Source organism: Pararhizobium sp. IMCC3301 (assembly GCF_030758315.1).
GTDB lineage: Bacteria > Pseudomonadota > Alphaproteobacteria > Rhizobiales.
In genome coordinates this window covers 3,902,901-3,923,363 of record NZ_CP132336.1, presented here as the reverse complement: position 1 = coordinate 3,923,363, position 20,463 = coordinate 3,902,901, and the positions used below count along the sequence as shown (strand labels likewise).

Here is a 20,463-nt window from a genome sequence, read left to right as displayed (position 1 = left end):
CTTACTGTCCTGACATGCCGCGGGCGGCGGCGGCCAATGGCTCGGTCCGGGCCGCAGCGTCGTCCAGTTGCTCCTTGGTCGGCTCCGGGCCATACCACGTGGGGTCGATGCCCTGGCCTTCCAGTTCGGCAACGATATTGGGGTCGGCGGCGACGGTCGACAGGACCTCGCGCAGTTTCGCCGCTTCGGCGTCTCCCAGACCGGCCGGGGCAATCCAGATTCGCGGTTCGGTGATCGACAGGTTCACTCCCGATTCAACGGCTGTCGGTACATCCGGAAGCTCAGCGCTGCGCTCTTGCGAATAGAGGAACAGAGGCCGCAATCCGCTTTCCTTGTACTGCTGAAATTCCGAGACCGAGAATTGCGCGATATCGGTATGGCCGCCGAGGATCGACGCCAGACGTTTTGCGCCACCACCGATCTGGACGAACTTCATCTCGATTCCGGCTTCTTCCTGAAACATCATCGGGATGAAAAACACCGGCAGGCCGATGTTGGTCGCGACCGTGATGCTACCGGGATTGGCCTTGGACATCTCGATCAGATCCTGCGGTGTCTTGATCGGTGAGGAATCAAGCACACCCATGCCGATTTCGGTCTGGCCAGTGCCGCCCAGAACGGTAAAGGCGGTGTGATCGTAATCCACTACGCCCATCGCCTTCGATGTGATGACCCCCGATGTCCACAGTGCGATGGTATAACCGTCAGGTTTCGCCTCGCGCAGCGCGCGAGTGCCGATCGTGCCGCCGGCACCGGGCAGGTTGACGACCACAACCGAGGGGTAAACCTTTTGTTTTTCAATGCCGCGCTGAAAGATGCGCGCCAACGCATCAACGCTGCCGCCGGCATCGGTCGGTACGATGATCCGTAACGGTTCGCTGGGATAATCGGATTGGGCGTACGCCGCCGTCGAAATCAAGCCCGCAAGTGAAAGTCCTAGGATACGCGTCAGAAATCTCATAGTTTCATCCTTTCAAATCTCTGTAGTGAGTTGAGCATGCCCTTGACCCCGGATTAGCATGCCCTTGGCCCCCGGAGTAGTACAGGGATGCGACTAGAGGTATAACAGAAAGCTATCCCCCAAGCCTCGGCTTCGGGAGCGAAGAGGAAGCGTATAGGCATGCCGTTCAACACCCGAAGACTGGCGCATTTTCTGGCTGTGGTGGAATTCGGCAGCATCAACCGCGCCGCCGCGCAATGTCATATTTCGCAGGCCGGCATGACCAAAAGTATCCGCGCCCTGGAAGGCCAGGCAGGCGGTGAATTGTTCGAGCGGCAGCCCCAGGGCGTCCGGCTGACCCGACTGGGCAAAACTCTTTTGCGCCATGCCCGTCTGCTGGATAATCAGCTGAGCAGGGCCGCCGGTGCGCTACGGGCCCAGATCGAAGGGGGCAACGCCGAGATTCGGATCGGGGTGGCGATCCGCTGGGCGCTGCGACAGGTCGTTCCTCAGGTGCTTAGCGCATTTGCCGGGGACGCGCGGGGCTCCCGGATAACGCTGATTTCCGATCACCAGTCTTGGCAGATGATCGACAATCTTCGCAATGGCGACCTTGATCTTGTGCTGGCGACGCCCAGCGAGCTGGATGATCTGACCGGGGTCGAAGCAAGGTACTTTCGCCCCGACCGGCAAGGCGTGGCGGTGCGGCGCGATCATCCGCTGACCCGGGCCAAGAGGATCGGCTTGGACGATCTAAGCCGGTGGGAGTGGATCAGCGCCCGCCCCGAGACGTATTCCTGGCGCTATGTGACCGGCCTGTTTCTGGCGGCGGGCAAGGTGCCGCCAATGCCGCGGATGACCATCGAATCTAACGTGCTGACGCTGGATGTCCTGGCGCGAACGGATTTCCTGGCCATCGCCAACGCGCAGATGATCGGCATCGACCACGGCGACCGCGTCGTCCTGCTGGACACACTCGCCAGCCGCGATCGCAAGACGGCGATCCTGACCCGCGCCGGCGACGTCCTGCCCAAGATCGCGAGCGATGTCATCGTCGAACTCGGTCGGCATCTCGGGCCCGCCTCTGACAAGCCTCCGGGCAGGTAACCCGAACCGATCAGCTCTTGTAATCGGGGCGGCTGACAGGCTGCTAGATCGTTTCATGTGTCCTCAATTACGGAAAGCGCGGCGCGTTAGCCCGCACGCCATCTCAACCATTGTCCAACCAGGCGTTGCAGCAAGGGGAGGACAAGGTCTTTCTGGCATTGCTGCGCTACCAGCCTGATGGCCATAGCCTTGGTCGGATAGGTGTGGATGACATCCGCGATCTTCCGCAGACCGATACCGCGCTGCATGGCCAATGTAATTTCGTTGATCATCTCACCGGCCTCATTGGCAACGATGGTCGCGCCGACGATACTGTCGCTGCCAATCAGCGTATGCACCTTGACGAAGCCAGAATGCTGGCCATCGGTGATCGACCTGTCAACCTGATGCATCATCACGGTGTAGGTTTTCACGTCCATGCCGCTCGCGTTGGCTTGCGGCACATGCATGCCGACATGAGCAATTTCCGGTTGTGTATAGGTGCACCATGGCAAAACAAATTTGCTCATGCGATGCACCGGCACGGTCAGAGCATTCAAGGTGGCAATGCGGGCCGAGGCCTCGGCCACATGGGTAAATTTGTGCGACAGGCAAACATCGCCTGCGGCAAAGATTCGCCGGTTGGATGTGCGCATAAAATCATCGACCTGAATGCCGGTTTTCCTGTTGAATTCAACGCCAACCGCATCAAGTCCCAGATCGTCGACATTGGGCATGCGACCGATCCCGGCGAGAATCGCATCGACCTGCGTTGTCCAGGAATCGCTGTACGAACAAAGCGTCACTTCGCGCATCTTGCCCTTTTTTTCGATGAGGGTTGCCGTCGTGTTCAATCGGATTTCGATACCATCCCGCGCCAGCGAGTCGGACAGCAACACCGCCGCATCGCGCTCTTCGCGGGGCAGGAATTTCGGTTCATCGTGAACCAGAATAACCTTGCTGCCCATTCGGCAACAGGCTTGAGCTATTTCAGTTCCCAGCGGTCCGCCTCCGATCACCATCAGCCGCTGAGGAAGCTCATCGAGGGCCAACAGACCGGAAATATCGAGATAGCCAGCTTCCTCCGCACCTTCGATATCGAGCGGCATTTGCCTTGCACCGGTGGCGATCAGCGCTTTGGCAAAAGTCAGCGTCTGACCATCGACTTCGAGACAGTTCCGGCCAACGAAACGGCACTCGCCGAAATAGACGTCGATGCCGTCACGGGTGAGAGCAGCTGCTGAATCGTTGCGGCTCGCTTCGGCCTGAATTTGCCGCAGGCGATCCATCGTTGCCTTGAAGTCAAGCTTGTGCGGCCCCTGCCTCGCAGTGCCGAAGCTTTCAGCATTATCGATTTCCCAGCAAACATTGGCAGTTCTGATCAAGCTTTTCGTCGGTACGCAGCCGACATTGAGGCAATCGCCACCCAGCAGATTGCGCTCGACCAGTGCAACCCTGCCGCCCATGCCTGCTGCGAGCCGTGCTGCAACCAGGCCTGCCGGGCCAGCGCCGACGACGACCAGATTGTATTGCCCGGCAGGAACCGGATTGGTCCATTCTGCGGGTCGGACATTTTGCCGAAATTCCTGCCATGGAGTTTGTTGTGCGTGCCTAGTCATCAAAGCCATCCGCCGCTGAAACCGGCTCCGGTCAATCCGCGCCTGAAAATTGGCGACCCGCGGGTCAATTTCCAGATCATGCCGGAGCGGAAATTCTCGATCATCATGACGACCAGTCCTTGGTCGAGGCCGTAGCATCCTGGCGACACCCAGCCCTCGGGGCCCTTGCCTGGCAATGAGGGATTGAAACTGCCAGTGAAGCGATCAGCTTCCAGCACGCCGGGATAGTTTTCCAGCATGTTGAAGAGGCAGGCGATGGAGGTGTCTGGCGAAAAAGGTAAGGTCGCAAGCGCTGCCCAGGGTGCCAGTGTGCCGTCATCGGGGCCGTAGGGAACGCCGCGTGCGGCATAACCGAAAAACTGACGTTTGCTGCCGTCGCGCGTCTTCAATTCACCAACCGGTCCGTCGCAGGCAGTAATGCCCCAGCTGTTCGTACCGTAATGGGCAAAGTTGCCCGGATTGCGTTGACAATAATCTCGTTGAATGGCGACTGCACTGGCCGTGTTGGCGAAATAATCGGTGTTCCGCACCCGCATGAACGGATCCTGGATTTCGCGAAAGTCGATCCATGCATGGGAAAACAAATGAATGAAAAGCGGGCCAGCATAGAGACAATCATGGTCATAGATTTGTTCCCACTGGTAGGTTTTGGTCCAAGCATTGTAGGCTCGATTCATATCCGGCATGTCGCGCGACGCAGCGGCCAGAGCATAGAGCAAAATCGCCTCGCTGTAGCCTTCCCAATCGTAATGGATGAAGCCACCGGCCGGCGTCCATCCCTGGGTCAGGGTGCCCCGTTCATCCTGTGCCCAGTCAAAATCCACCTTATCGTAAAGCTGCTGCGCCAGATCACGTAATTCCTGCTCTTGCGGTTGATCGCGATCAAAATACAGCCCTGCGGTCAGCACGCCCGCAATCAGCATCGTCGAGTCGATGACCGACAATTCGCAGTTCCAGACCCGTTCGCCGCTCTTCATGTCGAGAAAATGGTAATAAAATCCTTTGTAACCGGTCACTTTATCGGCTGCGGAATTCTGTCTGCTTTGCGCGAAAAACCGCAGGGTTGAAAGCGTCAGATCACAGGCCTTGTCGCGCTCCAGCCAGCCACGCTCCACACCCACCGGATAGCAGGACAGGGCGAAACCGACGACAGCAATGGATGCCGGAGACCCTTCGCGCGAGGTATCCTGAACAAGTCCGTTGGCCGGATTGGAGTAGTGCAGGAAATACTCGAACGCCGCCTTTTGCAGCCGGTCGAGCGTGCTATCGATATCTTCCCTGTTGAACCCCATCGGTGCGGCCGTCTCAGTTCTGGAGTTCACTGTGGTGAAGTTCGATGGCTGTCACCGATTGCGGCTGGACCATGAAATTGAGAATCTGCGCGCCATCTTCCAAATCAAGTTGCTGTTCTGTCCATTGCAATTCCGACGCTTTCATCATCTGCGCAACCTGATCCGGTATGGGATAGTCGATTTTTTTCATGGCTTCCCAGCAGGCTTTGGCGTTGGCGTTGCTGTCGTCAATGCGGGCAATCCATGCCGCCCGCGACGGTGCCAGGTCTTTCAGCACTACGGAAACTCCGACCTGTTCAATGTCGTGACGCGGCAGTGCGAGATTGGTGATCAGGACCGTCGTCCTGTCCTTTCTCGATATGACCCAGACACTGACCGTATGGTGATTGCCTTCGACCGCGTGCTGACGATCGCCCAGTGCATGCATCAACTGGTAACCGCGGTAAGCGGGCTTTGGAATGCCGTGAATGTTCGTCAGCCCGAAACCACCGTGAAATGGCAAGGAAGGAAAATAGTTCTCCTCGAAAATGTCGGTAAATGTCCAGTAGCTGTAACCTTCGACCAAATTGCCCATGTCCATGATGGTCTTGACGATGTACGCCGCCGCATAGGGATCGTCGTGCAATGTGTCGCGGGAGTTGGAGGACGTGCACCATTCGGTGTAATAAAGCGGCGCTCCGCCAGCCTGTCTGTGCGCGACAGCGACCTGCTCGTTGAGCACACCAATGCGGCTTTTCGACAATTGCGTAAGCGTATCGTCGCCCGGATCTCCGAAGGCATCGGTCGGATAATGGTGGGTGCTGACAAAATCATACGGCACTTTGTGTTTTCGGCAGAATTCGACGAACGCGTCCACCCATTCACTGGCAGCCGTTGCCGGTCCGCCGACGCGTAGGCTTTCATTAACGCCTTTCACCGCCCTTGCCGTGGTTGCGTAGAGCTTAAAATAATCGGCCTGGGAGCCGGTCCAGAAGGCGTCCAGATTGGGCTCGTTCCACACTTCGAAGAACCAGCTCGACACTTCCTTCAGCCCGTAGCGCTCCACCCAATGGCCCACTAGTTTGGAGATCAGCGTTTCCCACTGGCCGAAGTCGCGCGGTGGCGAGATGTTGCCCTTGTAGTGGAAAACTATTTCGCCGCCGGATGAAAGTGCCAGAGGCATGAAGCTCAGTTCAACAAACGGTTTCATGCCAATCGACATGAGAAAATCAAAAATCGTGTCGGCGTTATGAAACGAATAGAGCAGTTGATCGTTTTGGTCGATGAGCGTTCCCATATCGTCACTGAGGATGCCGTGAAAGCGAACATAGCGAAAACCCAGGTCTTGTTGGCAATGCCGAAGATGAGCCTGCCAATCCGCTCTGAGCGCGAGCGGCGCGTGGCCACTGCCGACCACAGTCTCCCAGTAATGCGGGAAAGGCGTCGTTGGCGAGCCACAATCGACTTTGAAACTGGCGCTCATAGAGAGATTTCCTTGTGTCGGCTTATTTGATCTGCACAGACCGAACTCTACTGCATCTCAACCGAAAGGCCGAGCGATGAACAATAAAGTTTGTGCGACTGCAAAAGTTCCCCAATTCAATTTTCCCGATCTGAAAAATCAACGGGTCATCGTCACAGGTGCCACTTCGGGCATCGGCAGGGCTTGCGCCATCGCCTTTGGCGAGGCGGGTGCCAGGGTCGCTGTGGATCACACTGCCGACTCGAAAGACGATGCAGCCGTAGTGGTCAGCGAGATCGAAGCCGCAGGCGGCACGGCTTTGGCGGTCTTGTGCGATGTCTCAGACGAAAACCAGGTGGAACGGATGTTCGCCAAGGTTGTCGCTGAATGGGACAGCATCGACATTCTACTGGCGAATGCCGGTTTGCAACAGGATGCGGCCCTGGTCGATATGACGCTGGATCAGTGGAACACGGTCATATCCGTCAATCTGACCGGTCAATTCCTATGCGCACGCGCGGCCGCGCGTGAATTCCTGCAGCGCGGGATTGATCCCGCAATCTCGCAAGCCGCTGGCAAAATCATCTGCATGAGCTCCGTTCACGAGATCATCCCCTGGGCCGGGCACGTCAATTATGCGGCGTCCAAGGGTGGCATCGACATGCTGTCGAAATCGATGGCCCAGGAACTCGCGCCGCATCATATCCGGGTCAATTCGATCTGTCCGGGGGCAATTCGAACGCCGATCAATACCGCGGCATGGAAAACGTCCGAGGCATATGAAGAATTGATGAAACTAGTTCCGTATAACCGCATCGGGGAACCCAGTGACATAGCCCGGGCGGCTCTCTGGCTCGCCTCGGATCAGTCGGATTACGTCACCGGCATCAGCCTTTTCGTTGATGGCGGCATGACGCTGTTTCCCGGATTTGCCTCCGGAGGCTGAGAAAATTGGCGTGCCTGGCGAGGCCGCTTTCAAAAGAAGGTTCGACAAGGGCTGCTGTGAGATGATTGGTGGAAGGCGAAGTTGGCAATACCTCGCAAATTGGATCGAACAGACCTCCGGCGACTGATGATCTTCTTGCCCGGGATGGCCAATTTCATCGAGAATCTTCGACGGGCTGAAATGTGTGCTGAACGAGGTATTCAAAATCTCGACATCGAGAACAGTGGCGGTGTGCTATTAACCAATGCAGACTACTTCAAACTGCTGATGGTGCACTAATAGGGGCAAGCTTGTTCCACGCTGAGTGTTGTCGAGAAGCGGTATGGCAATTCGCGTCAGCAATCAGCTACAATCCAATTACAGGATAGGCCGGTTACAGGATAGGCCAATGGGCAAAAGTGTTTCACAGGGACGAAATCGAGAAATTCAGAATGTGTACGGGTTTTTAGTGAATTTCGGTTTCCATAATTGGCAAACCGTAAACGAAATCCAGTCACAACAGAATTTTTTTGATGTGTGATGCGTTCGGTTGGATGTCTCCGAGCTTGCTGGTCGAAAAGAGCTCAACTGTTGCTGCCAGATGAAGGGAGAATGGGAATGTGGCGATTACAGCATTGTGCTGTGAACCTGAATTCACGCGGGAACCAAAGCCAAGTTACACAGAATACCTGACACTCTCCTGGACTGCCCTAGCGGTCGCTGCAACCGACTCAAACATTTCGCGAGTCCGCAATGAATTGTCTGCTCGACCAAATTGTAATTAGCGTTGTATCGTTCAACAAGCCAAAGCGTATTGGCACTTTTCAAAGCAAGCCGGGTATGGGTTTGAAACCGATAAAAAAATAATGGAACCAACAAGGTGCTTGAAAACTTAGTCAAAGAAGAGGCTCTATGTTTTCAGCAGTGCGGCACTGTTAAAACAACGTAACGTTTCCGCGATCCCTTCGCTATCATGTTTTCAACTATTGAATGAAGGACGGGACAGCATAAAATGGACTTGGGTTCGGCACGACAAAGAATGACTGCCAGCGTAATTGACCATAATGATGCCATTCGCGCACCCTACCTGTCCAATGAAGAACTCTTCGCGCTCGCGTCCGATCTGAAGAGCCAGAAGACTCTCATCTTGCCAGGATACAAGCAATTCGTCCTCAAGCAACGGTTGCGGATTAACGAACGGGGCATTCTGGAAGCCTTCAAGTCGACAATGCAGGCGTCGAATAATGGAGAAATCCTCACGCCAGCAGCTGAATGGCTTCTCGACAATCACTATCTTGTGGAGGAGAATATTCGGCAGGTTGGACGGGCTTTGCCGCCTCGTTTTTACCGTGAGCTTCCAATCCTGGACAATGTCGAGGGCGGCCCGCTTCCGCGCATCGTGGCGCTGGCATGGCTTTACGTTGCTCATACCCAAAGCGTCGTCTCCGAGCATTCACTCACCAATTTCGTTCAAGGATTTCAGACTTCCGACACGCTGAAGATCGGAGAATTGTGGGCGTTGCCATCGGTGCTTCGATACGTGCTGATTGAAAATCTGCACCGGATATCGATCCGTCTGCAGCAGTCGAGAAAAATGCGAACACGGGCAAACGAGTTGGCCGATCGTCTCGCCGAACTTACTCCTGACGATATGGAAATGTTGCCCTTGCTGGCGCACTATTTCGATGACGCTGGGGATAATAGTTTTGCATCGCAATTGCTCTATCGTTTGAGGGATGGCTCAACCGGTGCCGGGCAGGCAATTACGTGGCTGGAAAAGCGTCTTGAAGCACGGGACAGCGATTCCGAAGAAGTGCTCGTGGCCGAACACAACCGCTTGTCGTCCGGTAACGTGACAATAGGGAGTATCGTGCGCAGCCTGCGCATACTCGACGATATAGACTGGACGCTTTGGTTCGAAAACGTTTCTGCAGTCGATGCTATCCTGCGAAGTCATTCTAATTTCGAAGATCTCGATTTTCATACGAGAGACAGTTATCGCGATCGAGTAGAGCGACTTGCGCGGCGATCCCGGTACAGCGAAACGGAGATCGCCCAAGCTGCAGTTAATTTGGCCGAACAATCCAGCGACCACAGCGATGTAGGGTTCTATTTTCTGAGTTTACAAAAAACGAAGCTTGAAAGGCAGATCGGCTACAAGAGAACATGGCGAGAATTGGCATTCGAGGGTTACAGCAAATTGCGCTGGCTCGGGGCAGCTTTGCCGATGGTACTTGGCACACTGATCGCCGTTACTGCTGGTTTGTTTGTACTGGCTTCGGCACCTATCCCCACATCCTTGCTGGTTCTGCTATTGGTGCTCGCCTCGTTTCCCGCCATGGAGGCTGCCAATGGTCTGTTCCATTGGACTACTTCCATGCTCGTTACCCCGACTCGCTTTCCCGGATACGAATGGAAGCAAGGGATCCCTGCAGAGGCGAGCACGTTGGTTGCGGTGCCATGTTTGCTCACCAATCGCGACACGGTTGATGACTTGGTGCGCAATCTGGAAGTTCATTATCTCTCCAATCCGAGAGGAGAAATCTATTTCGCCCTCTTGGGAGACCTTGTTGATGCAGCAACCGAAGAAAAAGCCGACGACGCCGATTTGCTCATTTACGCCCAAACGCAAATTGATGAACTTGCTGCACGATATCGCCACGACGGAGGGCGTAGGTTTTTCCTGCTTCACCGCAAAAGGCAATTGAATGAAAGTGAAGATGCGTGGATCGGTTGGGAGAGAAAACGTGGCAAGCTGCACGAGTTGAACTTTTTCTTGCGCGGCGACAAAGATACTTCATTTTTTCCTCTTGAGCATGCTTTGCCAGACAATATCCAGTATGTCATGACTCTCGATGCCGATACCCGGATTACCCGCGACGTCGTCACCAAACTCGCAGGCAAGATGCATCACCCTGTCAATCGACCAAAGGTTGATAAGCGAACCGGACTGGTCACATCGGGTTATGCCATTCTCCAACCTCGCGTCACGCCGTCGTTAACGACCGGTGCTGACGCCTCTTTCTTCCAGCGCGTGTTTTCGATTAACCGCGGTCTAGATCCCTACGTCTTTGCTGTTTCAGACACCTATCAGGATCTTTTCGATGAAGGCACTTTTACCGGCAAGGGTCTGTACCATGTAGACGCCTTCGAAAGCGCTCTTGCCAACCGTGTTCCAGACAACGCTGTTCTCAGTCACGACTTGCTTGAAGGAATACTCGCTCGTGCCGGGCTTGTTACCGACGCCGAGCTGATTGAGGATTTCCCAACCCGATATCAGGTTGAAGTATCCCGCCAGCATCGTTGGGTGAGAGGTGACTGGCAGTTGTTGCCCTATATTCTAAGCACGGCATCAGGTATTGGCGGACTTGGCCGCTTCAAGATGATCGACAATCTGCGACGTTCACTCACGCCTATATTCTGGATGATCGCATCCGTGGCCGGATGGTGTGTGTTATCGGTCGACATTGCGTGGATTTGGCAGGCTATGCTCGTCCTGAGTCTATTCATCGCGCCTTCGCTAAGCCTCATAAGTGAAATCGTCCCGTCTCGCAAAGATCTCGTTCCGAGCGTTCATTTCCATAGCCTTGTGAGTGATTTTTCATTGGCAACGGCTCAAGTATTACTGCGCGTCACTCTCATCGCACACTTCGCGTGGGTGATGGGGGACGCGATCCTGCGCAGTCTTTACCGTTTGTTTGTCAGCAGGAAAAAACTGCTGGAATGGCGTACCGCAGCGCAGGTTGAACGGACTGCTTCGGACAGCCTGCTGTTTTATTTCCAGCTTATGTGGATGTCTCCTGTCGCTGGATTTGCGAGCACTGGTTTCGTCCTGGCGTCAGGCGCAAGTCTGCTTTCGCCGGTGGTTCTGCTATCGACAGCCTGGATCGTCGCGCCCGTCATCGCCTATCTTGCCAGTCGATCTTTTCCAACTGAGGATCGGCTTGTTGTCTCCGACAGTGACCGAGCGAACCTTCGACGAATTGCGCGGCGAACGTGGCGGTATTTCGAGACGTTCGTGACGATTGAGCACAATTACCTGCCGCCCGACAACGTGCAGGAGACACCTTTTGAAGTCGTCGCACATCGGACTTCACCCACAAATATCGGCCTCTACCTGCTTTCGGTTGTAACTGCGCGGGATTTCGGCTGGATCAGTTTTCCTAAAGCAATTGAGCGCATCGAGGAAACACTGTGCACGCTTGAACGCATGGAAAAGTTGCAAGGTCATCTGTTCAATTGGTACGATACCGGATCTCTTGAACCGCTCTACCCAAGATATATTTCAACGGTCGACAGCGGTAATCTTGCAGGTCACCTTATCACACTCGCCAGCACCTGCCGCGAGTGGGGACATACCCCTATTGTCCACCGACAGACACATGTGGATGGCGTGATTGATGTCGCAGGCATCGCGCAGGAGTACCTTGCGGCGGTGCCGGAAGGTTGGCGGTCATTGGAACCACTGAGGAAACGGCTGCACGAACGTTTAGCGGGATTTCAAAGGATCGCACAAGGTATGAACGCGGAGCCGGAAACCGCCAGCCTCCGTTCGGGAGATTTATCTACACTTGCATGGGACATTTCGCGACTCGCAAGCGATCTACGAAGCGCGCACGACGTTGCCGAAACCCGGCAGCTGGAAGCTTGGAGCCTCACGCTTGTTGAGACCTGCGAACAAAGACTTGTTGATCGTGAACGTTCAGTGAACGAAGCTCTGACGTCATCAGATCATCTCAACAAGCTTGCTGAAAGAGCGCGATTGCTCGCATTCGCCATGAATTTCGAGTTTCTGTATAACCGTGATCGCAGACTTCTGAGCATTGGGTACCGTGCTGATCTCAATGAACTTGACGACTCCTGTTACGACCTCCTGGCATCGGAGGCTCGACTTACCAGTCTTTTCGGTATCGCCAAGGGCGATCTGCCAAAAGAGCACTGGTTCCGGCTTGGTCGACCTGTTGTGCCGGTTGGATTTGAAGCAGCACTGCTTTCCTGGTCCGGTTCGATGTTTGAGTATCTTATGCCACCTCTTGTCATGCACGAGCGGCTTGGAGGCATTCTCAATCAGACCAATCAACTGATCGTTAAACGCCAGATTGCCTACGGCAACAGGCGTGGCATTCCGTGGGGCATTTCCGAATCCGCCTACAATGCTCGCGACCCACAGCTCACCTACCAATATAGCAATTTCGGGGTTCCATCGCTTGGCCTTAAACGAGGGCTCTCGCGGGATGCCGTGGTTGCACCGTATGCCAGCCTTCTGGCGAGCCAGTATCAACCCGCAGCTGCAGTGAGCAATCTTGATCGGTTGCGTTCCCTTGGCGCTCTTGGGCAGTATGGTTTCTATGATGCGGTCGATTTCACGCCCAACCGCGTACCTGTAGGCGAAAAATTCGAGATTGTCCGCAATTTCATGGCGCATCACCATGGCATGTCGATTGTTGCAGTTGACAACGTCGTTTTCCACGGCCGGATGCGCAACCGTTTCCATGCTGATCCGACAATAGAAGCAGCGGAATTGTTGTTGCAGGAAAAAGCACCGCGGGACATCAGTGTGCTTTCGGCCAAGGACGATTCGCGCCCTCGCAGTGACGACACGTCAGATCTGCATCAGTTGGCCGATCGCAAAATTGCCGATCCTCTCAATGCCGATCGCGAAACCATTGTTTTATCCAACGGTCACTATTCTTCGATTCTGACAGCAACTGGTGCTGGCGGATCCCGATGGAATGGCCTTGCAGTCAGTCGTTGGACGCCGGATCCTACCGAAGATCGATTGGGGCTCTTTATTTTCCTGCGCGATATTGAAGATGGTCAATGGTGGTCGGCTACCGCTGAGCCCCGCCGCGCAAATGGGGAAATAACGCGGGTCATATTTTCAGAAGACAAGGCCGAGTTCCACAAAACTGTGGGAACCTTACGTTCTGAAGTGCAGTGCATCGTCGCATCGGAGGCCGATGCCGAAGCACGTCAGGTTACACTACGAAATGATGGAAAGACCGACCGATTGATCGAGGTTACGTCCTACAGCGAAATCGTGCTGACGTCTGAAGATGCTGATAGTGCCCATCCCCTGTTTGCCAAAATGTTTGTTCGAACAGAAATTGCGCCGGACAACAGCGTGATCCATGCCTGGCGCAATAAGAGAACACCTGGAGAGCCGGACATGCATCTGGCGCATTTGGTGACAGACAGTTCGGACGTCAATCGACCTACCCAAGCCGAAACCGATCGCAGGAATTTCATAGGTCGCGGTCGGACGCTGAACCGCGCTGCTGCCTTCGATCCGGGCAAGGAATTAAGTGGTTCGCACGGCTACACTCTCGATCCAATTTTTGCTCTGCGCCGCACCGTGCGGGTGCCAGCAGGCAAGAAGGTGAAAGTGATTTTCTGGACCGTTGCCGCCCCCACCCGAGAAGTGGCCCAAGAAGCCGTCGATCGATATCGGCATGCCGAGACGTATTTGCATGAAGCAGAGCTCTCCTGGACACGTTCTCAGGTCCAATTTTTTCATATCGGCATTACCTCTCAGGACGCTGCTGCCTTCCAGCAGATTGCGCGTTTTCTGATTTATCCCGATACCGGACTGCGCGCTCAGCAGGAGACGATTCGAAAGGGTCTGACGAGTCAATCCTCGCTTTGGCCGCTTTCGATTTCTGGCGATTTTCCAATTTTCGTACTGCGTATTGATGATGAGTCCGATTTAAAAATCGTTCGCCGCGCCTTGCTAATGCAAGAATATCTCCGCGCCCACAATCTTCTGTGCGATCTCGTTGTCATCAATGAACGTTCCACATCTTATACTCAGGATTTGCAGCAAGCACTCGATGTGATGTGCGAAAATGCGCGAGCGCGTGGCCATGCGAAGGGACCACGCCAGCATATTTTCACCGTTCGTCGAGACTTGACGGCAACCGAGGCATATCGGGGCTTGCTGTCCGTCGCCGCCATCGTCATGCATACACGCAACGGCGACATTACCGAACAACTGGACCGCGTGCTGCAACATCAAAGTGAGACAGGCACCACCTCAACACCTTCAAACCGCCCCCAACTGCGCGGAATGATTAAGCCCATTCCGGATGGGCTCGGAAGCGACCTGACCTTCTGGAACGGTTTCGGCGGCTTTGCAGAAGACCACAGTTATGTTGTTCGATTGCGTGCAGGCGGTTCCACCCCGCATCCATGGATTAACGTGATTTCTAATGACAGCTTCGGCTTCCACGTATCGAGCGAGGGGGCAGGTTTTACCTGGAGTTACAATTCCCGCGATTATCAACTGACGCCCTGGACCAACGACCCGGTTATCAATCGGCCCGGAGAAGCTTTCTTTGTGACAGATCTGAACAGCGGATCCGTGTCGACGCCTTTTGCAGCGTTGAGCGAGGATAGCAGTGCCAATTTCGAAATACGACACGCGCCTGGAGTTTCGACGTTCAAAAGCATCGACAACCGACTGGAATTGTTGCTCGAACAATCAGTATCCCTGGACAAACCCGTTAAATTGTCTCGACTGACTTTGACCAACCGTTATGACGAACCGGTTAACTTGCGCATGTACGCCTATGCAGAATGGGTGCTCGGAAACAATTCAGTAAAATCGCGTCCAACCATTCTCTCATCCTGGGACGAGAAACGTGGCGGCCTGCTCGCTACCAATCCATACAGTGTCGACTTCGCCGGACGGACCGCGTTTCTTGCTGCAGATATTCGGGCAAGCTCCTTCACAGCCGACAGACGCGAATTTCTGGGCCAATCCACCGGTGACGTATTCTTTCCATCATCGGTTTACTCAGGGGCTGATCTGTCCGGCAACCTCGCCGTTACCGGCGACCCGTGCGCGGCTTTGGCAATTGATATCCAACTCGGTCCAAAGGAATCGAAAACGATCAACGTATTCTTCGGTGACTGCGAGGACCGGATACAATCGGAATCGCTGCTCGATCAATTGCAGAACGGCGATATTGCGGCAGAACTGGCTGAGACTTTGCGGTATTGGCGGGACTTTCTCGACACACTTCAAGTTAAAACGGACGACCCGTCTTTTGATGCGATGGTCAATACCTGGCTGCCATACCAGAATTATGCCTGTCGCATGAAAGCACGATCAGCCTTCTATCAGGCGAGCGGTGCGTTCGGTTTCCGCGATCAGTTGCAGGATTCGCTAGCTCTGATGCTCCACGATCCCACTATTGCACGTGAACAAGTGCTGATCGCCGCCGGACGGCAATTCAAGGAAGGCGATGTTCAACATTGGTGGTTGCCGGGCAGCGGTGCAGGTGTTCGGACCATGATTTCCGACGATGTGGTCTGGCTCGGATATGCTGTTGCACATTATATTGAAGTGACAGGCGATAAGGCAATTCTCGACAAACAATTGCCGTTTCTGGAAGGCCAGAAACTAAAAGTCGGTGAGCACGACGCATTCTTCACACCGGAGGCGAGCGAACAGAAAGCAAGCGTGTACGAACACGCAGCGCGCGCGCTTGATCTTGCCATCAAGCGGACGGGCAAGGACGGTCTTCCACTCATTCTCGGTGGAGACTGGAATGACGGAATGAATCGGGTCGGCGAGGGAGGAGAAGGACAAAGCGTTTGGCTCGGCTGGTTCCTGCTGCGTACTTTGAAGCACTGGATTCCGTTTGCCGAAGACCGCAAGGACAACAAACGACTTAAAGTCTGGCAGACGCATATCACTGCACTGAAGAAATCCATCGAAGGTCCAGGTTGGGACGGCGAGTGGTATCTGCGCGCAACCTATGACGACGGCACGCCACTGGGATCGAAAGCATGTGAAGAAGACCGCATCGACTCTTTGGGACAAAGCTGGAGCGTGCTGTCGGGTGCGGGTCGAAAATCACGGCGGGATATGGCGCTTGATGCGGTGATGGGACAGCTTGTCGACGACGAACACAAGATCGTCCGCCTGTTCACACCACCCTTCCAGCATACCGACAAAGACCCAGGGTATATCAAGGGTTATCCACCAGGAGTTCGAGAGAATGGTGGCCAATATACTCATGCTGCTACCTGGGTTGTTTATGCGCTGGCAGAGCAAGGCAGAGTGGATGATGCTTGGCGGTGCTTCCAAATGCTCAATCCGGTCAATCACGCTTTGAACAGGGAAGCTGCAGAACATTACCGCGTGGAACCCTACGCGATTGCCGCTGATATTTACGGCGAGGGCGAAAAATCAGGAAGGGGCGGCTGGACCTGGTATACCGGCTCGGCAGGATGGCTCTACCGCGTTGCAGTTGAAGCAATCCTGGGAATACGCAAAACCGGAAAAACCTTGCACATTAACCCGGCCATTCCTTCGACCTGGAAAGGTTACTCAGCTCACCTTCGGGTTGATGGCAAGGTGCTCGCCATAGATGTCAAACAGGAAAAGCCTGGAAAACTAAAAATACGCATCAATGGAAAGATTATTGACGAGACTTTTGATCTGTCCGAATGATTGACCACTCACAGCAGACCGGAGAGCGACATGACCGCAAGTTTTGCCTGTGACAGTTCACATTACGGCATAGAAAGTCTGCATTTCGGGGAGCCCACCATTGGTAGCGGACACGCCACTTTGGCTCTGCGCGGACTGGCAGCGCCAGCTTCTACAGGCGCGAAACCACCTTGGTGTGCAGTATGTTTGTTTCCATGTCATTGTTGACGATAATGTCGGCGCACTCACACCTACTGGATTGATTCCAACGTTTGGAACCCTCGGTTTCGGACTGCGATGATCTTGTCAGGGTCTGCTTTCCATATGAATGGTTTGGCGTCGTTGGCGTTGTATTCCTTGATGAAGCGGTTGATCGCGGCTTGCAGCTCGACGAGTGAGTAGAACACGCCATGCCTGAGCCTTCGGCGGGTCAGCTTTGCAAAGAAACCTTCAACTGCGTTGAGCCATGAGCTTGATGTCGGGGTGAAGTGCAGGGTCCAGCGTGGATGGCGTTGCAGCCATTGGTGCACCTTGTCTTTCTTGTGGGCTGCATAATTGTCCACGATGGCGTGGATTTCCTTTTCCTTTGGGACAGACCGTTCGATCTGGTTGAGAAACCGAATGAACTCCTGATGCCGGTGGCGCTGCATGTTCTGCCCGATGATGGTTCCATCCAAAACGTTGAGGGCGGCGAACAGGGTCGTTGTGCCATTGCGTTTGTAATCGTGCGTCATCGTTGCACCTCGCCCCTTCTTCATCGGCAATCCCGGTTGGGTGCGATCAAGAGCCTGTATCTGCGACTTCTCATCGATTGACAGCACCACCGCATGGGCCGGTGGGGAGACGTAAAGCCCAACAATATCATGCAGTTTTTCGACAAACCGCGGGTCGTTGGACAGTTTGAACTGGCGAAACCGGTGTGGAGCAAGACCGTGGGCCTTCCAGATCGTCTGCACCCTCGAGGCTGCAATACCTGCCACCCTGGCCATCGCCCGCACCGTCCAGTGCGTTGCTTCATGCGGTGGCGGCTTGAGCGTCAGCGCGATGATCTCCTCGACACGATGAGGTGCGATCGGCGGTGTACCCGGCGGGCGTGTCTTGTCATGCAAAAGGCCGTCAACACCTTCCTGCATGAACCGCTCCTGCCAACGCCACACACAGGTCCTGGACTTCCCCGTCACCGCCATAATAGCGTTGCTGCCAAGACCATCGGCACACACCACAATGATCCTGGCGCGCCAAACGTGTTTCTGTGGTGATCTCGGATCGGCATGATCCGCTCAAGCCGCTTGCGCTCGGCGGCAGAAACCGTGAATGATATTCCTCAAAGCATCCACAATACTCGCACAAAAACAGGCGAACCGGAATCCCCCTTCAAGACTCTTTTGTCTCGGGCAATCCACTAGCGTCGAAACACGGCCTAAATTCGATGAATTTTCATTTATATCAATACGTTATAGGTAATGGCTGTGCCCGCAGTCTGGAGCTAGCCAGTCTGGGCGACATTTCCCTGAAAACCGGGGATTTCTGTCGAGTAACAAGGTATTTTTTGAGGCGAATAGGGAAACACTGGCAGAAGGAACCAGCTTCAGGAGGGAAAACGGCCGACCTGTCCCTGCGAACTTGATCTGGTTTAATGCGACCGGATCTTCGCCTGCTGGGAGACCCATAGGCATTGGGGTATCCTGTTAATGGGTTCCCCTGAAAAACCCGAAGGTCGTTGATATGCTTGGTGTTTTCTCGGAGGAGGCATCGTTGCTAGAGGATGATCGGTTCCGGACCGGCGCCGCAGACAATGGCGCACACCCGTTCGCCGGGGCTGAGTGCAATGCGGTTCTGGCGCAGCGCCGCCAGCGCTGCGGCGCCGCTCAGATCGGCGGCCAGGCCCATCTCGAACCACAGCCATTTGGCCGCCTGCAGCATTTCGTCGTCATCGACCAGCACGATGTCGTCGACCCGGTCGCGGACGATCTCGAAGATCGAATCCTCGGTTTTGGCGCAGGCCATGGTCGCGACCGAGGTCGTCACCTTGTCCAACCCCCGGTTTTCGCCGGCTTCCAGCGCCTTCAGCAGCACCGGGCAGCCGGTGGCCTCGATGCCGATGACGCGGATTTCAGGCTTGAGCGCCTTCAGCGCCGTGGCCATGCCGCTGATCAGCCCGCCGCCGCCCATGGCGATTAGGACAGTGTCGATGGCCTCGATTTGTTCCAGGATCTCGAGCGCCACGGTACCCTGTCCGGCCACCACATGGGGGTCGGCGAAGGGATGAAAATAGGCCGCGCCGGTCTTTTCCACATGGGCCAGTGCCGCCGCATTGGCCTCGTGCCAGACCGAGCCGACAATTTCGGTTCGCGCGCCCCATTCCTGCAGCTTGGCGATCTTTGCCGGCGAGGCATTGTCCGGCAGGTAGATGACCGTCGGGACCCCCGAAATGAACCCGGCTCGTGCCGTGGCCAGCCCGTGATTGCCGCCTGAGGCGGCGACGATGCCCCTGGCCAGGCTGCCGGCATCGGTATTGAGCAGCTTGTTGGTGGCGCCGCGCGCCTTGAACGAACCGGTCACCTGCAACAGTTCCAGTTTCAGCGTCACCTCTAAATCGCGACCCAGCCCGCTCTTGAGCTGATCGGCCCGGATCACCGGTGTCTGCCGGATCTTGCCCTGCAGTCGCTCCGCGGCCTGTTCGATATCGCCGAGATTGATCATCAAAGCTGTCCCTCATAGGGTGTTGCCAAGACTACGCAGCAATTGCCCTTGACCACCCGTCCGGGCTGACGGCGGCCATAGACGAGCCCGTCAATGGCATAATGCAGGATCCGCGGCGGCACCGACGGATCGCCCAGATTGTGGATGCGTCCGGCTTCCTCGCCGGCCCGCACCATCGTGCCCAGCGCGTGATACGGTTCGAAGACGCCATCCGTCGCGCCGAAGACATAGCCCGGCTGCCCGGGGATGCGCAGGATCTTCTGGCCGGACCGGCAGGCCGGCTTTGTGACCGGTTCCGGCAGAATGCCGAGATGCGACAGGACGTTGTGGACACCGCGGCGGCAGATGGTGACGGCCTCCGGCGACACCGCGCCCTGTCCGGCCATTTCGGTGCCGACCGTGGTCATGCCGGCGCGCACCGAGGTGGCGGTCGAGGTTCGCGGATCGCCGAGATTGTCGATGACGACGGTCAGCGGCGCGTCGAAGGCCAGCACGGCGTCAATATTGCGTTGCTGGTGTTCGGCGTCCGGGGCCGGTTCAACGATGGCGCTCGGCAGGATGTTGAGCGATGAACCGCCCGAATGCAGGTCCAGCATAGCATCGCCAATCGGGTAGATATAGTCGCTGACATAGGCCGTTATCTGTTGGGTAAGGGTGCCCAGCGGATCGCCGGGAAAGGTCCGGTTCAAATTGAGGCCGTCGACCGGCGAGGTGCGCCGTCCGGCCAGGGCCGCGGGCAGGTTGAGCGCCGGAATGATGATCAGCCGGCCGCTGATCCTTGCCGGATCCAGGCCGCGGATCAGTTCTCCAAGGACGATCGGACCTTCATATTCGTCGCCATGATTGCCGCCCATCAGGATCGCGGTCGGCCCCTCGCCATTGCGGATGACGCAAAGCGGCACCTCGACGGCGCCCCAGGCGTCGTCCTGCGGCGAATGGGGAATGGAAAAATGGCCGACCTGCTTGCCGGTTTTGTCGAAGTCGATTGCGGTATGAACGGTTGTCGGGCGGGCCATGA

Annotated in this window: 9 protein-coding genes and 1 pseudogene; 3 read left to right on the top strand and 7 right to left on the bottom strand. The window is 55.6% G+C overall.

What is annotated here, in order from left to right; translation table 11 throughout:
• Position 1: 1 nt before the first annotated feature.
• Complete coding sequence (locus RAL88_RS18800) at positions 2 to 961, bottom strand: tripartite tricarboxylate transporter substrate binding protein (protein ID WP_306265556.1); 960 nt, start codon at positions 959 to 961, stop codon at positions 2 to 4.
• 159 nt (positions 962 to 1,120) lie between these two features.
• Between RAL88_RS18800 and RAL88_RS18795 the strand changes: the two genes are divergently transcribed.
• The gene (locus RAL88_RS18795) at positions 1,121 to 2,047 is read left to right on the top strand and encodes a LysR family transcriptional regulator (RefSeq protein WP_306265554.1); all 927 of its coding nucleotides are present in this window, start codon (positions 1,121 to 1,123) and stop codon (positions 2,045 to 2,047) included.
• Between the two features lie 86 nt (positions 2,048 to 2,133).
• Here the strand turns inward: RAL88_RS18795 and RAL88_RS18790 are convergent, their stop codons facing one another.
• Genes RAL88_RS18790 through RAL88_RS18780 form a run of 3 tightly spaced genes read right to left on the bottom strand, consistent with a single transcriptional unit; the run spans position 2,134 to position 6,399 of the window.
• Positions 2,134 to 3,645: a mercuric reductase gene (locus tag RAL88_RS18790; RefSeq protein ID WP_306265552.1), complete on the bottom strand. Its 1,512-nt coding sequence runs from the start codon at positions 3,643 to 3,645 to the stop codon at positions 2,134 to 2,136.
• Positions 3,645 to 4,967 (bottom strand): glucoamylase family protein, encoded by a 1,323-nt coding sequence (locus RAL88_RS18785; RefSeq protein WP_306265550.1) that lies wholly within the window; start codon positions 4,965 to 4,967, stop codon positions 3,645 to 3,647. The genes RAL88_RS18790 and RAL88_RS18785 overlap by 1 nt, the downstream gene beginning before the upstream one ends.
• Positions 4,951 to 6,399 (bottom strand): glycosyl hydrolase, encoded by a 1,449-nt coding sequence (locus RAL88_RS18780; protein WP_306265549.1) that lies wholly within the window; start codon positions 6,397 to 6,399, stop codon positions 4,951 to 4,953. Before RAL88_RS18780 ends, RAL88_RS18785 begins: the two co-directional genes overlap by 17 nt.
• A 76-nt stretch (positions 6,400 to 6,475) precedes the next feature.
• On the opposite strand from RAL88_RS18780, the gene RAL88_RS18775 reads away from it, so the two are divergent.
• The gene (locus tag RAL88_RS18775) at positions 6,476 to 7,324 is read left to right on the top strand and encodes a glucose 1-dehydrogenase (protein ID WP_306265548.1); all 849 of its coding nucleotides are present in this window, start codon (positions 6,476 to 6,478) and stop codon (positions 7,322 to 7,324) included.
• A 1,018-nt stretch (positions 7,325 to 8,342) separates the two neighbouring features.
• Complete coding sequence (locus RAL88_RS18770) at positions 8,343 to 16,763, top strand: GH36-type glycosyl hydrolase domain-containing protein (protein ID WP_306265546.1); 8,421 nt, start codon at positions 8,343 to 8,345, stop codon at positions 16,761 to 16,763.
• A 230-nt stretch (positions 16,764 to 16,993) separates the two neighbouring features.
• Here the strand turns inward: RAL88_RS18770 and RAL88_RS18765 are convergent.
• From RAL88_RS18765 to RAL88_RS18755, 3 genes and pseudogenes are all read right to left on the bottom strand, one after another.
• Positions 16,994 to 18,015, bottom strand: a pseudogene (locus RAL88_RS18765) (IS630 family transposase).
• A 485-nt stretch (positions 18,016 to 18,500) separates the two neighbouring features.
• Entirely contained in the window at positions 18,501 to 19,445 is a 945-nt protein-coding gene (locus RAL88_RS18760) for a threonine/serine dehydratase (RefSeq protein ID WP_306265544.1), read from the bottom strand.
• On the bottom strand, positions 19,445 to 20,461 hold the full coding sequence (locus tag RAL88_RS18755; protein WP_306265542.1) for a succinylglutamate desuccinylase/aspartoacylase family protein: 1,017 nt from the start codon (positions 20,459 to 20,461) through the stop codon (positions 19,445 to 19,447). The genes RAL88_RS18760 and RAL88_RS18755 overlap by 1 nt, the downstream gene beginning before the upstream one ends.
• Between the last annotated feature and the right edge of the window lie 2 nt (positions 20,462 to 20,463).